Origin of the sequence: Aurantimonas marina (assembly GCF_017183135.1) — a bacterium.
Lineage (GTDB): Bacteria > Pseudomonadota > Alphaproteobacteria > Rhizobiales > Rhizobiaceae > Aurantimonas > Aurantimonas marina.
Window position 1 is genome coordinate 47,465 of sequence record NZ_JADDXW010000007.1, and the last position, 13,432, is coordinate 60,896.

General features: G+C 66.7%; 16 protein-coding genes and 1 tRNA gene. 10 read left to right on the forward strand and 7 right to left on the reverse strand.

Translation table 11 applies throughout. The features are described from left to right. The first annotated feature begins 121 nt into the window (after nt 1-121). Both hemC and ING15_RS09915 read left to right on the forward strand, forming a co-directional pair. Nucleotides 122-1,060, forward strand: coding sequence for a hydroxymethylbilane synthase (hemC, locus tag ING15_RS09910; protein WP_206454647.1), 939 nt, complete (start codon nt 122-124; stop codon nt 1,058-1,060). A gap of 28 nt (nt 1,061-1,088) precedes the next feature. After that, nucleotides 1,089-1,787 carry a uroporphyrinogen-III synthase gene (locus ING15_RS09915; protein WP_206454648.1) on the forward strand — a complete coding sequence of 233 codons (699 nt, stop codon included), beginning with the start codon at nt 1,089-1,091 and terminating at the stop codon, nt 1,785-1,787. Here the strand turns inward: ING15_RS09915 and ING15_RS09920 are convergent. Beyond that, the gene (locus ING15_RS09920; RefSeq protein ID WP_206454649.1) at nt 1,746-2,648 is read right to left on the reverse strand and encodes a hypothetical protein; all 903 of its coding nucleotides are present in this window, start codon (nt 2,646-2,648) and stop codon (nt 1,746-1,748) included. The genes ING15_RS09915 and ING15_RS09920 overlap by 42 nt on opposite strands. Nucleotides 2,649-2,664: 16 nt before the next feature. Here ING15_RS09920 and ING15_RS09925 point away from each other — a divergent pair, with 16 nt between their 5' ends. From ING15_RS09925 to ING15_RS09945, 5 genes are read left to right on the forward strand one after another with little or no spacing between them, the layout of a single operon-like run. Then, a complete protein-coding gene (locus tag ING15_RS09925; RefSeq protein ID WP_206454650.1) occupies nt 2,665-3,750 on the forward strand; it encodes a COG4223 family protein in 1,086 nt (361 codons plus the stop codon). A 9-nt stretch (nt 3,751-3,759) separates the two neighbouring features. After that, a complete protein-coding gene (locus tag ING15_RS09930) occupies nt 3,760-5,409 on the forward strand; it encodes a heme biosynthesis protein HemY (RefSeq protein WP_206454651.1) in 1,650 nt (549 codons plus the stop codon). Beyond that, nucleotides 5,406-5,921 carry a tellurite resistance TerB family protein gene (locus ING15_RS09935; protein ID WP_232845679.1) on the forward strand — a complete coding sequence of 172 codons (516 nt, stop codon included), beginning with the start codon at nt 5,406-5,408 and terminating at the stop codon, nt 5,919-5,921. The genes ING15_RS09930 and ING15_RS09935 overlap by 4 nt, the downstream gene beginning before the upstream one ends. After that, complete coding sequence (locus tag ING15_RS09940) at nt 5,921-6,709, forward strand: glutamine amidotransferase (RefSeq protein ID WP_206454652.1); 789 nt, start codon at nt 5,921-5,923, stop codon at nt 6,707-6,709. Before ING15_RS09935 ends, ING15_RS09940 begins: the two co-directional genes overlap by 1 nt. 9 nt (nt 6,710-6,718) lie before the next feature. Then, complete coding sequence (locus ING15_RS09945) at nt 6,719-7,423, forward strand: HAD family hydrolase (protein WP_206454653.1); 705 nt, start codon at nt 6,719-6,721, stop codon at nt 7,421-7,423. Between the two features lie 23 nt (nt 7,424-7,446). Here ING15_RS09945 and ING15_RS09950 read toward each other — a convergent pair whose 3' ends face one another. Beyond that, nucleotides 7,447-8,670, reverse strand: a complete 1,224-nt coding sequence (locus ING15_RS09950; RefSeq protein ID WP_206454782.1) for an MFS transporter — start codon at nt 8,668-8,670, stop codon at nt 7,447-7,449. Between the two features lie 141 nt (nt 8,671-8,811). Then, nucleotides 8,812-8,887: transfer RNA gene (locus ING15_RS09955), tRNA-Ala, on the reverse strand. A 150-nt stretch (nt 8,888-9,037) separates the two neighbouring features. Here ING15_RS09955 and ING15_RS09960 point away from each other — a divergent pair. After that, a complete protein-coding gene (locus tag ING15_RS09960; protein ID WP_206454654.1) occupies nt 9,038-9,340 on the forward strand; it encodes a YggT family protein in 303 nt (100 codons plus the stop codon). Nucleotides 9,341-9,344: 4 nt separating this feature from the next. After that, nucleotides 9,345-9,656: a DUF167 family protein gene (locus ING15_RS19475; RefSeq protein WP_206454655.1), complete on the forward strand. Its 312-nt coding sequence runs from the start codon at nt 9,345-9,347 to the stop codon at nt 9,654-9,656. A 125-nt stretch (nt 9,657-9,781) separates the two neighbouring features. Here the strand turns inward: ING15_RS19475 and ING15_RS09970 are convergent, their stop codons facing one another. The 4 genes from ING15_RS09970 to ING15_RS09985 form a co-directional block, all read right to left on the reverse strand. Further along, complete coding sequence (locus ING15_RS09970) at nt 9,782-9,931, reverse strand: DUF1127 domain-containing protein (RefSeq protein WP_206454656.1); 150 nt, start codon at nt 9,929-9,931, stop codon at nt 9,782-9,784. A 215-nt stretch (nt 9,932-10,146) separates the two neighbouring features. Next, on the reverse strand, nt 10,147-10,683 hold the full coding sequence (ppa, locus tag ING15_RS09975) for an inorganic diphosphatase (protein WP_206454657.1): 537 nt from the start codon (nt 10,681-10,683) through the stop codon (nt 10,147-10,149). 187 nt (nt 10,684-10,870) lie between these two features. After that, nucleotides 10,871-11,377 carry a GNAT family N-acetyltransferase gene (locus ING15_RS09980; RefSeq protein WP_206454658.1) on the reverse strand — a complete coding sequence of 169 codons (507 nt, stop codon included), beginning with the start codon at nt 11,375-11,377 and terminating at the stop codon, nt 10,871-10,873. A 205-nt stretch (nt 11,378-11,582) separates the two neighbouring features. Continuing rightward, complete coding sequence (locus ING15_RS09985) at nt 11,583-11,963, reverse strand: PH domain-containing protein (protein ID WP_206454659.1); 381 nt, start codon at nt 11,961-11,963, stop codon at nt 11,583-11,585. Between the two features lie 215 nt (nt 11,964-12,178). Between ING15_RS09985 and ING15_RS09990 the strand changes: the two genes are divergently transcribed. Further along, the gene (locus tag ING15_RS09990) at nt 12,179-13,414 is read left to right on the forward strand and encodes a pyridoxal-phosphate-dependent aminotransferase family protein (RefSeq protein WP_206454660.1); all 1,236 of its coding nucleotides are present in this window, start codon (nt 12,179-12,181) and stop codon (nt 13,412-13,414) included. Nucleotides 13,415-13,432 lie beyond the last annotated feature (18 nt).

Here is a 13,432-nt window from a genome sequence, read left to right on the forward strand (position 1 = left end):
GCGAGATGGAAGAGCGCCGCCGCCGGCTCGCCGCCGCCATTGATTTCGGCGGGACCGATCCCCTATGCAAGGGCACGATCATGCCGGCCGACGCCGGGGCGATGCAACGACAGGGGCATCTATGGGGACGAACGACATCATCCGCATCGGGACGCGGGGCAGCCAGCTGGCGCTGGCCCAGGCCAGCGAGGTGCGGGCGCGGCTGATGGCCGCCCATGATCTGCCCGAGGACGCCTTCGCGATCGCGGTGATTTCCACCTCCGGCGATCGCATTCTCGATCGCCCGCTATCGGAGGTCGGCGGCAAGGGCCTGTTCACCAAGGAGATCGAGGCGGCGCTGCTGGAGGATCGGATCGACCTCGCCGTGCATTCGTCCAAGGACATGGCGACGGCGATACCCGATGGATTGGCGATCTCGGCCTTCCTGCCGCGCGAGGATGTGCGCGACGCCTTCATCGGGCGAAGCGGCCGTACCATCGCCGATCTGCCGGAAGGCGCGACGGTCGGCTCCGCCTCGCTGCGGCGCCAGGCGCTGTTGAAGCGGCAGCGGCCGGATCTCGAGGTCATCAATTTTCGCGGCAACGTCCAAAGTCGCTTGCGCAAGCTCGAGGAAGGCCAGGTCGACGCGACGCTGCTGGCGCTGGCCGGACTCAACCGCATGGATATGGGGCACGTCGCGACGGATGTTCTCGACGTCGAGGCATTTCCGCCGGCGCCGGGCCAGGGCGCGATCTGCATCGAAAGCCGGATCGGCGATGCCCGGATCGAGACGCTCGTCGCGGCGATCGCGCATCGCGAGACGACCGACGCGCTGACCGCCGAGCGCGCCTTCCTCGCCGAGCTCGACGGTTCCTGCCGGACGCCGATTGCGGCCCATGCGACACGCCATGAAGACGGCACGTTGACCCTGCACGGCATGATTCTCACGCCGGATGGCGCCGGGATGCATGAAACCCGGCGCAGCGGCCTCGTTACTGACGCCGAGACGATCGGGCGGCTGGCCGGGCGCGACGTCCTCGATGCGGCCGGACCCGGCTTCTTCGACGGCTGGGCGAAGTGAAGACCCGCGATCGGTCGCAAGGTTCGCGATGGCGCGCGTCCTGATCCTGCGCGAGCGCGACGAGGCGATGCGCACCGCTGAAGCGCTCGAAGCGCGTGGCCACCAGCCGCTGATCCTGCCGCTGGAAGCGACGCTGCCTCTCGACCAGGGTCCGCCGCAGGGGGCGTTCGCCGGATTCGCCGTCACCAGCGCCCGCGCCGTGCCGGCCCTCGCCCGGCATTTTCCCGCCGATCCGCGGCCGGTCTTCGCGGTTGGCGAACGAACCGGCGAAGCGGCGCGCGCGGCCGGCTTTGCCGATGTGCGGATTGCCGGCGGCACAGCTCTCGACATCGCCCGGCTCGCCGATGCAGCGGAGCTTTCCGCCGCGACCCCGCTTCTTTACGCGGCGGGCCGGACGCGAACCGGCACGCTGGAGGAAGCTCTATACGCGGCGGCGATCCCGTATGTCGTCTGGGAGGTCTATGAAATGACCCGCCTCGCACCGGACGAAGCGGCGGTCGCTTCCGTGCTCGGCGGTGCGGCGCCGGATGCCGTGCTCCTGCTTTCGACGGGGCAGGCGGAGGCATTTTCCGAGCTTGCCGCGCGGCTGCCGAAGCTGTTCCAGCCGATGCCGACCATTCTCGTCCTGTCGCGGCGAATCGCCGAGGCGCTGTCGCTGGTGCTTCGCCGCGATGCGATAATTTCTTCAAATGCCCGGCTTGCTTCGCTTTTCGAATGCATCGACTAACCTAGATTGATCATTTGGACGAGACGATGCTTGCGCGGCCCGCACGAATGAAGGACCAATACGCCTCGATTGAGTGCGGTGCGCGAATCTGGCGAAACCACGCGCCAGAGCCAGCAGGAATGGAGCAAACGCGATGACCAACCGTCCCCGGCGGTCGAAGCCGAAGCAGACGCGTGGGCAGACGATCGATCTCAAAGCGGAAAAGAACACGGTGACTGACGGCGACAAAACAACAGAGACCGGCGCGCAGGCGGCAGCGAAACCAGACGGCGGCGCCGGCGCGCCCAAGGATGTGGCGGCGCCGCAAGCAACGCCCACACCGGCCGTGACGGCCGGGGCAGGAGCCACTACGGTATCGAGCGCCAGCGCAAAGGACGTATCCAAGGCTTCCCCTGACACCACGAAGCCAGCTTCGTCGGCGCCAACCGGCGCAGCATCGTCGGCACCGGGGGTCACCGTGCCGACTCCGCCCGCGAAAGAGGATGCCCAGGCCCCCGCAGCGGCAGCCGCGACGGGCGGAGCATCGGCATCGTCAACCGCGAAACCGACCACAGCCAGCGGCGCACCGGGATCGGTGCCCGCGACCCCAATCGGAACAGCGCCCGTCGTCGGCAGCGGCTCGGCGGCCGCCGCATCGCCGAGCGCGGCGAGCAAGCCGGGTTCGGCCACAGCCAGTGGTTCGAGCGTCAAGCCCACCGACGCCAAGGCGACACCCTCGTCCGCGACGACGCCCTCGTCTGCCATCAAGTCCGGGCCAGCGACCGCTCGGCCGACGGCGTCGAGCGCCGGCTCTTCCAGAAGTGCCGCGCCAGCCCCTTCTTCCGGGACTGGCTTCGGCGGTGCCCTGGCGGCCGGCATCATCGGTGCGATCCTGGTATTGGGTGGCGCGGCGGCGTTGCAGGCGGGCGGCTATCTGCCCGCGCTCGGCGGCGTTGAGGAGACCGGTGAAGTTGCTGCAAGCGCCGAACAGCTCGATGCGTTGAGCGGCGAGGTCGCCGCCTTGCGCGATCAAGTGCAAAGCGCGCCCGCCGCACCCGCTGCAAACGGTGCGGCGGAACAATTGGCGGCCCTCGGTCAGCGGATCGACACCCTCGAAACCACCGCATCCACCGCCGGAGCGGATGCGACCGCGGGTCTACAGCAGGCCGGCGAGACGGCGGCAGCGGCTCAGCAAACCGCAGCAGCAGCACAGCAGACCGCCACGGCCGCGCAAGAGTCCGCCAAAGCAGCGCAGCAGGCCGCGACCGCCGCGCAGCAATCGGCGACGCAGGCCAATGAGGCCGCGATGGCTGCGCAACAGGCGGCGGAGCAGGCGAGCGCCAAGGTGGACGAGGCCGTCGCGCAGTTCGAAAGCCGGGTCGCCGGAATGGAAGCGAGCAATCGCCGGGCTGACATGGCGCTGGCCGCCGCGAATCTGAAATCCGCCATCGACCAGGGTGGTCCGTTCATGAGCCAGCTCGAGACCTATGCCGAGGCCACGGGCGCGAGCGCCGCAACTGAGGATCTGCGCGCCTTCGCGGCCGATGGCGTGCCGTCGAAGCAGACATTGGCCGTCGAGTGGACGGCGGTCGACGAGAAGATCGCCGAAAGCCTGCGGCCGGCATTGCCCGACGCGCCGGTGCAGGAGCAGCTCCTGTCGGGGTTGCGCTCGCTCGTCCAAGTGCGGCCCACCGGCGAGGCAGCGGCGACGGGCGAAGGCCCCGATGCTGCGTTGGCCCGGCTCGACGCGGCCATCAAGGGCGGTGATCTGGCGGCCTGGCAGTCCGAGTGGCAGGCCCTGCCCCAAGCGGCGAAGGACGTCAGTGAAGACTTCGCGAGCCGCGTGGCGGCGCGGCTGACGGCTGATCGCGTTGTCGCCGAGGCGCTGTCCTCCGCGCTTGCCCCGTCGGGTTCGGCAGGGTCGGGTGACGCTGGCGGCGCACCTCCGGCGGACAAACCGGCCGGCCAAGGCAATCAGGGCTAAGGAACCAACATGCTGCGAATCCTCGCCTTCTTTCTCATCGTCCTGGCCGCCGGCATCGGTTTTTCCTGGCTGGCGGACAATCCCGGCCAGGTGACCTTCGTCTGGCAGGGGCAGAATGTCGAAACCAGCCTGATGATGTTCCTGATCGCGCTCGGCGCCCTGATCGCGGCAATTCTGGTCGTTGTCTGGCTGGTCGGGGCGTTCTTCAAGACACCAGGCGCCATCGGCAGTTGGTGGAGCACACGGAATCGCGACCGGGGCTATCGGGCGCTCTCGGCGGGTATTCTGGCCGCCGGCGCTGGCGACGCGATCGAGGCACGGCGGATGACCAAGCGCAGCGAAAAGTTGCTGAACGCGCGCAAGGAGCCGCTGATTCGCTTCCTCGACGCCCAGACGGCGATGATCGAGGGCGATCATGCGCGGGCGCGCGGTGCCTTCGAGCAGATGGAGCGCGATCCCGAGACACGCTTGCTCGCGCTGCGCGGCCTGTTTCTGGAGGCCGAGCGCGTCGGCGACGAAGGCGCGGCCCGCCATTATGCCGAGCGTGCGGTGCGAATTGCGCCGCATGTGCCCTGGGCCGGCGGCGCCGTTCTGGAAGCCAAGTCGCTAGCCGGCGAGTGGGACGGGGCGCTCGATATTCTCGAAGCGCAGAAGAATACCCGTCTGATCGACCGGGACGAATCCAAGCGGCTGCGCGCGGTGCTTTTGACCGCCAAGGCGATGACCGTCGCCGAGAGCAATCCGTCGGCGGCCAAGGCCGCCGGCATCGAGGCGCAGAAGCTTGCGCCGGATCTGACCCCGGCTGCCCTGGTCGCAGCCGAGGCTTTGTTCAGGTTGGGCGATCTACGGCGCGGGTCGAAGATCTTGGAGTCGAGCTGGACCCACGCGCCTCACCCCGACATTGCCGAGACCTATGTTCGGGCGCGGCTTGGCGACTCCGCCGAGGACCGGCTGAAGCGGGCGCGCAAGCTGCACGGGCTTCGTCCCGGCAATTTCGAGGCGGAGATGTGTCTCGCCCGCGCCGCGCTCGACGCCGGTGACTTAGAGCTTGCGCGCAAGTCGGCGCTCGCGGCAGTCGAGGCGGAACCGCGCGAAAGCGGTTACCTGTTGCTCGCCGACATCGAGGAAGAAGACACCGGCGAGGTGGGCCGGGTGCGCGAGTGGCTGGCCAAGGCGATTCGCGCGGAACGCGATCCGGGGTGGACCGCCGATGGCTATGTATCGAAGGTCTGGGCGCCGATATCGCCGGTAACGGGGCGGCTGGACGCCTTCCGCTGGAAAGTGCCGGTGGAACATATGGCGGGCGAAGGCCCGCTCATCGAAGCCGAGACGGCGCGCGATGCCAAGACCATCGAGGTGACCGAGATACCGGAGCCCGAGCCAAAGCGCACCGACAAGGCGGCGGAGGCGCTGGCCAGTTCGGTTGAGGCCGGGAATGGCGATGCCGAACCGGCGCCCGCGCCCACGCCCGCGCCGTCCAGCGGGTCTCAGAGCACTGGGACATTGGCTGGAAACGGTGCGCCGACTCCGTTCACGCCGGGAGACCGGAAGGCTGGGGACGGCTCCGCCGGCGTCAAAAATAAGCCGGATGGCGACAAGCCGGCGGCAAGTGGCGCCGGCCCCACCAGCGAGGACCGCAAGGAGGCCCGCTTCGCTTGACCGGAGCCGGCGTCGGTCCGATCAACCAGACAGAGCGTGAGATGATGTTCGAGGCGTTTCGGGATTTTCTGCAGACGATCGGCCGAGACGCGGCGATGCCGGATGCGGCGGGCACGGACGATTTGAGGGTCGCGACCGCGGCGCTTTTATTCCACATTATCGGCGCCGACGGCATCGTCACGGACGAAGAACGGACAAAAATGCGGGCGGTGCTGGCGCAGGAGTTCGGGCTCGACCCGGCCGAGGCCGACAGGATCGCCGACGCCGGCCGTGAGGCTGATGCCGGGGCCGTCGATCTCTACCAGTTCACCTCGGTGCTGAATGCGAGGCTGGAGCCCGAGCATCGAGTCCGTTTCGTCGAGATGCTCTGGGAGGTGACCTACGCCGACGGCAACGTCCATGAGCTCGAGGACAATCTGATCTGGCGCATTTCGGATCTCCTCGGGGTTTCGACTCGCGATCGCATGTTGATGAAGCGGGAGGCGGCGGACAGGAGCGGGCTTTCCGACTGATGGCCTATTACGACAAGCGCGAACGGAACGCCGCCGAGACGGTCCGTCATGCGGCGGCGGAACATCGCTACAGCCTCGAGGGCGCGGTTGAGCGCCCGATCCTGATTGTCCTGCACCAGGAAACCTCGACGCCCGGCCGCGTCGGGCAGATGCTCGAGGCGCACGGCGTCACGCTCGACATCCGCCGGCCGGTGATGGGCGACCCGCTACCCGAAACGCTGGAGGCGCATGGCGGCGCCATCGTCTTCGGCGGGCCGCCCAGCGCCAACGACACCGACGCACATCTCGTCCGCGAGATCGACTGGCTCAAGGTGCCATTGGCCGAGGAGCGGCCGTTTCTCGGTATCTGCCTCGGCGCGCAGATGCTCGCCAAGCATCTCGGCGCCTCGGTCGCCAGCCATCCCAACGGCTGCGCCGAAGTCGGTTATTATCCGATCCGGGCGACCCCGGAGGGCCGGATGCTGATGCCGCACTGGCCGGACACGGTCTATCAATGGCATCGCGAGGGCTTCGACCTGCCGCATGGCGCGAAACGCCTGGCGACGGGCGACTGGTATCCGAATCAGGCGTTCAGCTATGGCAAGGCCGCCTATGGCGTGCAGTTCCACGCCGAACTGACGCTCGCCATGATGCACCGCTGGACGACGCGCGGGCATGAACGGCTGAAGCTGCCGGGCGCGCAGGGGCGGCGCCAGCATTTCGACGGGCGGGCCATCTACGACGCGCCGGTGCGGCGCTGGCTGGAGGAATTCCTCGCCCGGATTTTCGGGGCGCGGGTGGAGGAGTGAGGCTGGAGCATGCCGTCCACTACCACGCTCACCACCATCGGCTTCGACGCCGACGACACGCTCTGGCACAATGAGCGGTTTTTCCAGCTGACCGAGGCACGATTCCGCGAGATGCTCGCGGACCACGCGGAGGGCGCGGTCGTGTCGAGCCGACTGCTTGAGGCCGAACGCCGCAACCTTGGCCATTACGGTTTCGGCATCAAAGGCTTCGTCCTGTCGATGATTGAGACCGCGCTCGACGTCACCGGCGATGCTGCCTCGCCGGCGATCATGCGCGAGATCCTCGACGCCGGCCGCGAGATGCTGGAGCATCCGGTAGAGACGCTGCCCGAGGCGGAGGAGACGCTGGAGGCGCTGGCCGGACGCTATCGGCTCGTGCTGATCACCAAGGGCGATCTGTTCGACCAGGAGAGGAAGCTCGCCGCCTCCGGGCTCGGCGATTTCTTCGACGCGGTCGAAATCGTCAGCAACAAGTCCGCCGCGACCTACGAGCGGATTTTCGCCCGGCACGGCGATGGACCGACGCGGGCGATGATGATCGGCAATTCGCTGAAATCGGACGTCCTGCCGGCGCTCGCCGCGGGCTGCTACGGCGTGCATGTGCCGCATGATCTGATCTGGGCGATGGAGCACGCCGAGGCGCCGGCGGACGAGCCGCGCTTTCGCCGCATCGAGCGGCTCGGCGAGGTGCCGGGCCTGATCGGAGGACTTTGACCCGATTACGACCGAGCCCGGCGTCAGTCGCGGCCAGCGAGATGGCGGACCTGGCGCAGATCCGGGAACAGCCAGGCCCAGAGACCCGCGACGCCCATGGTGGCGGCGCCGCCCAAAACCACCGCCGGCACCGCGCCGATCCAGAACGCCATGACGCCGGCGCGGAATTCGCCGAGTTCGTTGGAGGCGCCGAGGAACACCATGTTGACGGCGTTGACTCGGCCGCGCACGGCGTCGGGAGTCCACAGCTGCAGCAGTGTCTCGCGGATATAGACGCTGATCATGTCGGACGCGCCGGCCAGCGCGAGCGCGGCAATCGCCAGCCAAGGGGCGGTGGCAAGGCCGAAGACAAGGGTGAAGGCGCCGAACAGGCCGACAAAGGCGAGCATGACGGCGCCGGCCTTGTCCTTGATGGGATGCGCCGCGAGCCAGATCGCCATCGATACGGCGCCCACCCCCGGCGCGGCGCGCAACAGGCCGAGGCCCCAGGGGCCGACCTCCAGCACGTCGCGGGCATAGACCGGCATCAGCGCGACGGCGCCGCCCAGAAGCACGGCGAAGAGGTCGAGCGAGATGGCACCGAGCACCACCTTTTGCGACCAGATGTAGCGGAAGCCGGCGACGACTGTCGCAAAGCTCGCGGGCTCGGGCACGCGCTTGCGCGCCGGTGCGCGGATCGACAGCACCAACGCCGCGGCGCCGAGAAAGAGCGTGAGGCCGATCGCATAGGCGGCGAGTGGCGAGACGCCGTAGAGCAGGCCGCCAGCGACCGGGCCGACGATCGCCGCGATCTGCCAGGAGGAGGAGTTCCAGGCGATGGCGTTGGCGAGTTCCTGCCGGGTCACGAGGTTGACGACGAGGGACTGGGAGGACGGGCCGAAGAAGGCGCGGGCGATGCCGAAGCCGACGAGGACGGCAAAGACCGGCAGCGGCGAGGCGAGGCCATGCCACGTCAGCAGCAGGAGGGCGAGCGCGCCGGCGGCCTCCACCAGGATCGAAAGTCCCATGATCAGCCGGCGCGAAAACCGGTCGGCCGCCGCCCCGGTGACGAGAACCAGGAGAAGCGCCGGCAGGAATTGGCACAGGCCGATAATGCCGAGATCGAGCGGATTGCGGGTCAGATCGTAGATCTGCCAGCCGACCGAGACGACGACGATCTGGATGGCGAATGTGGAAAAGAAGCGCGCCAACCAATAGCGCAGGAAGCGGGGATTACGGAAGGCGGCGAAGCGGTCGTCGTCGGGAATGACGGCGACGTCCGGACCGGGTTTTGATCCGATCTCGGCCTCCACATCCTGGGTCACGACCGCACCTGCCCTGGCTCGGCCCGAACCGTCGGGCGCGTCATACCAGGCTTACGGGAGGTCCTGGACAAGCATGAGACTGGTTGGTGGAGCTGAGCGGGATCGAACCGCTGACCTCGTCATTGCGAACGACGCGCTCTCCCAACTGAGCTACAGCCCCGTCCACCATTGCGACCGCGATATAGGGTGCCGGGCTCGGCGGTGTCAACGGGCAATCGGCGGCACCATCACCCCTGCCGCGCCGTCGCCGGCTTGCGATTTCAAGGGACGATGGCTACATCGGGGCCGTCGTCGGAAAGGTTCCCGTTTCATGCTCGCAGTCACCTATGTTCTGTATCAGGCGCTCAACCTCTATTGGTGGATCGTCATTGCCTCGGCGATTCTGTCGTGGCTCTATGCCTTCAACATCGTCAATCCGGGCAACCCTTTCGTCGATTCGGTCGGGCGCTTCCTGTGGCAGCTGACCGAGCCTGTCTATCGGCGCATCCGCAAGGTGCTTCCTGATCTCGGCGGCATCGATCTGTCGCCGCTGGTCGTGCTGTTCGGGATCATGTTCCTGCAATATCTGCTGGTCTATTACGTCAATCCGGCGATCTACAGCGCCGGCGTCTGAGCCGGTGGCCGACCCGCGCTTCTGGCGCGTCGTCGATGACGCCGTCCTCGTGCAGGTGAGGCTGACGCCGAAATCCTCGGTCGACCGGATCGATGGGCCGGGCATCGATGGCGATGGCAACGGACAGCTCAAAGCCCGGGTGCGTGCGGTGCCGGAGGACGGCAAGGCGAACAAGGCGCTGACGGCCGTGCTGGCGAAAAGTCTCGGCGTGCCGAAATCAGCCGTTACGGTGGTCGCCGGTCCCACCTCACGCTCGAAGACCTTGCGGATCGCGGGCGATTCGGCGGCGCTGACCTCCGCGCTCGCCAAACTCTGACGCATCACCAACCGCGCAACCGGCGCACTGCGCGCGCAAAAACGCCGCCCATCCGTTGGTCACGGCGGCGGCGTTGAAGCAGTATCTCGTTCTGTCGCCGGCCTGGAAAGATCGGCGGTCCGGTATCAGCGCCGGCCGAAGCGCACGGCCCGGGCGATATCGCCGCGAACGACGCCGATATCGGCGAGTTCACGATCGTCCATGAGCTGGAGCTGGCGGATGTCGTTGCGCTGGTGGCGGTAGGCCTGCAGGCGGCTGGTGAGCTGGCGAAACATGGGTCTTGTCCAAAGCGGCGTTGCGATCACACGAATATAGGATATTGCATCGCACAAGAGGAGAGCATCGAATTGCAAATCTGGTGTGCAAACTGCGCATGACAAAGGCATCCGGCCATTTACCGGATCTCAATCGTTCATGATATGATCGCTCTTCGTTCGCGGAAGATCGCCCCCGGTCGGGCGGCGCTCGCGCGCCGACTGACAGGGCCCGTTCAGGCCTTCGTCTGCTTCTCGCGCTCGATGGCTTCGGTGATCAGGGTGCGCGCCTTGTCGCTATCGCCCCAGTCGCCGATCTTCACCCACTTGCCGGGCTCCAGATCCTTGTAGTGCTCGAAGAAATGCTCGACCTGCTGCAGGGTGATCTCGGGCAGGTCCTTGTATTCCTGGACCATCTCGAAGCGCCGGGTGATGTGCGGCGAGGGTACCGCGATGATCTTCTCGTCCTGGCCCTTGTTGTCCTCCATCACGAGGACGCCGATCGGCCGGCAGTTGATGACGCAGCCGGGAAACAGAGGGCGGGTATTGCAGATCAGGACGTCGATCGGATCGCCGTCGTCGGACAGCGTATGCGGCACGAAGCCGTAATTCCCCGGATAGGTCATCGGCGTGTAGAGGAACCGGTCGACGACGAGGCAACCGGCCTCCTTGTCCATCTCGTATTTGATCGGATGACCGCCGAGCGGCACCTCGATGATGACGTTGATATCGTCGGGCGGGGTATTGCCGATGGCGATCGCGTCGATGCGCATGATCTGTTCTCTTCCTTGTCTCGTTCCGGACGGTCGGCGCATCGTCGGCGCCGAGGCGTGAACGCCGGATTGGCATGTCAAAGCGCGGAGAAATCTCGATCGGGCGCCTTGGGGATCGCCCGATGCTCTAGCCGCTCGCGAAGGGCGGTGCAACAACCCGTGCGCCTGCCGCGATGGCGGCCCGCGATCAGGGCCAGACGAAGGCGATCTTGCCGAAGTTGCGGCCTTCGAACACTTCGTGGCCCTCGGCGACATCGGCGCCGCCGAGCCGTGCATAGAAATCGACGGCCTGGTGATTGTCCGCGAGCGCCCACACGACCAGACCGGTTAAACGGCGGTCGGCCAGCAGGCCTCTGGCCGCCTTGAACAGGCGCCCGCCAAATCCCAGCCCCTGATATTCGGGCTTGAGGTAAAGTTCGTAGATCTCGCCCTCGGCCTTGATCGCCTCGGCCCGGTTGTGCCCAAGCGTGGCATAGCCGATCGTTTCGCCGGCAAACTCCACGACCAGGATCGCCGCGCCGTTGCGGATCGCCCGGACCCACCAGGCTTCGTGACGGCGTCCGATCATCCGGGAAAGACTGTTGTGGGGGAGCAAGCCGCTATAGGCGCCGCGCCATGCCGCCTCATGCACCGCCGCCAGCGCCGCGGTGTCGCGTGGTTCGGCAAGGCGAATTTCGGCGGCAATCGTGTTCATTGGATGTTAATCATAAACCGTCTCGACCGATCCGTCTCGTTCGCCGGCTCGCTTTTCCGCTGATTGTCCGCCAACGGCAATCACGCATCGGCCCTGCCGACGCGGTTACCCGGGTTGTCCCCGGCTTTTTGGTTTGGGCGGAGGAGGGGGCCGACCTATCGCGGTGGCCGAACGCGCTTGCGCCACATGCCGATGGGAAACGGCCTCACGGCCGGCCAAGGACTCCGTGCGCCAGCGCGCGCTGGATACCGGCGATGTCGGCGCGGCGCGATAATTGACGCAACAGTGGCGGCTGCCCGCTCATCCACAGCGTGAGTTCGGAATCGGTATCGAAATTACCGGCCGTCTCGATCGCGAACATGGTGATCGCGCGGTAAGGGATCGATTGGATGTGCCGCTTGCGGCCGGTCATGCCCTGCTTGTCGACGATGATCAGGCGAAGATCGGTGAAGACGAGGAGATCGCGGACGACCCGAAAGGCGAGGTGGACCTCTTCGTCGACCAGTAGCATAGGGTCGAGGTCGGAGCGCACCGCCTCGATATCGGCGTCGCTGCTCAGCCCCATGAGGCCGGAAAGAAGACCCATCCCACTCTCTCGCTTTCGCTAATCCTGCTGCGCGACTGGATACCGATCTTGCCGGCCCTGTCCAGAACGGTCTGCCGGCAACGGCGGGGAAACGGCAGCGTACCTAAGAAATACTTATTGTAGCGAAAGAAATTGAAAGCGAGCATTGGAGCTATTGATTCTATAGGATCGGCGAAAGCCGGCGCGAGCGGGTGCCCGCAAACGGGTGCGCTCGCATGCGTGCCGGCCCATGGGAGGTATGCTTGAAGCACGGTATCCGACATCTGTTCATCCCTGGCCCGACCAATGTTCCCGAGCGCGTGCGCCGCGCCATGAACGTGCCGATGGAGGATCAGCGCTCGCCGGATTTTCCGGCGCTGACCCTGCCGCTGTTTCGCGATCTGAAGAAGGTTTTCCGGAACGGGGACGGGCGCGTCTTCATGTATCCGTCGTCAGGGACGGGCGCCTGGGAAGCGGCCATCCAGAACACGCTCGCGCGTGGCGATAAGGTGCTGATGTCGCGCTTCGGCCAGTTCTCGCATCTGTGGGTCGACATGGCCCAGCGTCTCGGGCTCGACGTGACGGCGATCGATGTCGAATGGGGCGCCGGCGTGCCGCTGGACGAATACGAACGCGTCATCGCGGCCGACAAGGCGCATGAGATCCGCGCCGTGTTCGCTACCCAGAACGAGACGGCGACCGGCGTGGCCTCGGACATCGCCGGGCTGCGCAAGCTGCTCGATACCCACTCGCACCACGCGCTGATCTTCGTCGACGGCGTCTCGTCGATCGCCTCGATCGATTTTCGCCAGGACGAATGGGGCGTCGACCTCGCCGTCGCCGGGTCGCAGAAGGGCTTCATGCTGCCGGCCGGGCTGTCGTTCCTGTCGGTTTCCGAAAAGGCCTTGGCCGCGCATCGCGCCAACCGGCCGAAGATGGAGCGGTGCTACTTCTCCTTCGCCGACATGATCGCGACCAACGATCAGGGCTATTTCCCCTATACGCCGCCGACGCAGTTCTTCCACGGACTGAGGGTCGCGTTGTACATGCTGTTCGAGGAAGGGCTCGACAATGTCTTCGCGCGCCACCACCACCTGGCCGAAGGCGTGCGGCGCGGCGTTGCCGGCATGGGGCTGAAGCTTCAGGCGGTGGCGCCGCAATGGCATTCGGACACGGTCTCGGCGATTCGCGTGCCGGAAGGTGTCGACGCGAACGCGGTGCTCAAAATCGCCTATGAGCGGTACGAAACCTCGTTCGGCAGCGGGCTCGCGCAATTGTCCGGCAAGGTGTTCCGCATTGGCCATCTCGGCGATCTCAACGCGGGGATGTGCTTGACGGCGCTGAGCATCGCCGAGATGGCGCTGGTCGACGCCGGCGCCCGAATCGAGCTGGGATCGGGCGTCGCGGCGGCGCAGGATTATTACCGCGCCGAGGCGTCCGAGGCGGCCGGCTCGCAGGTGGCGGCCGCGTAACACCTTCGATCGTGCGAT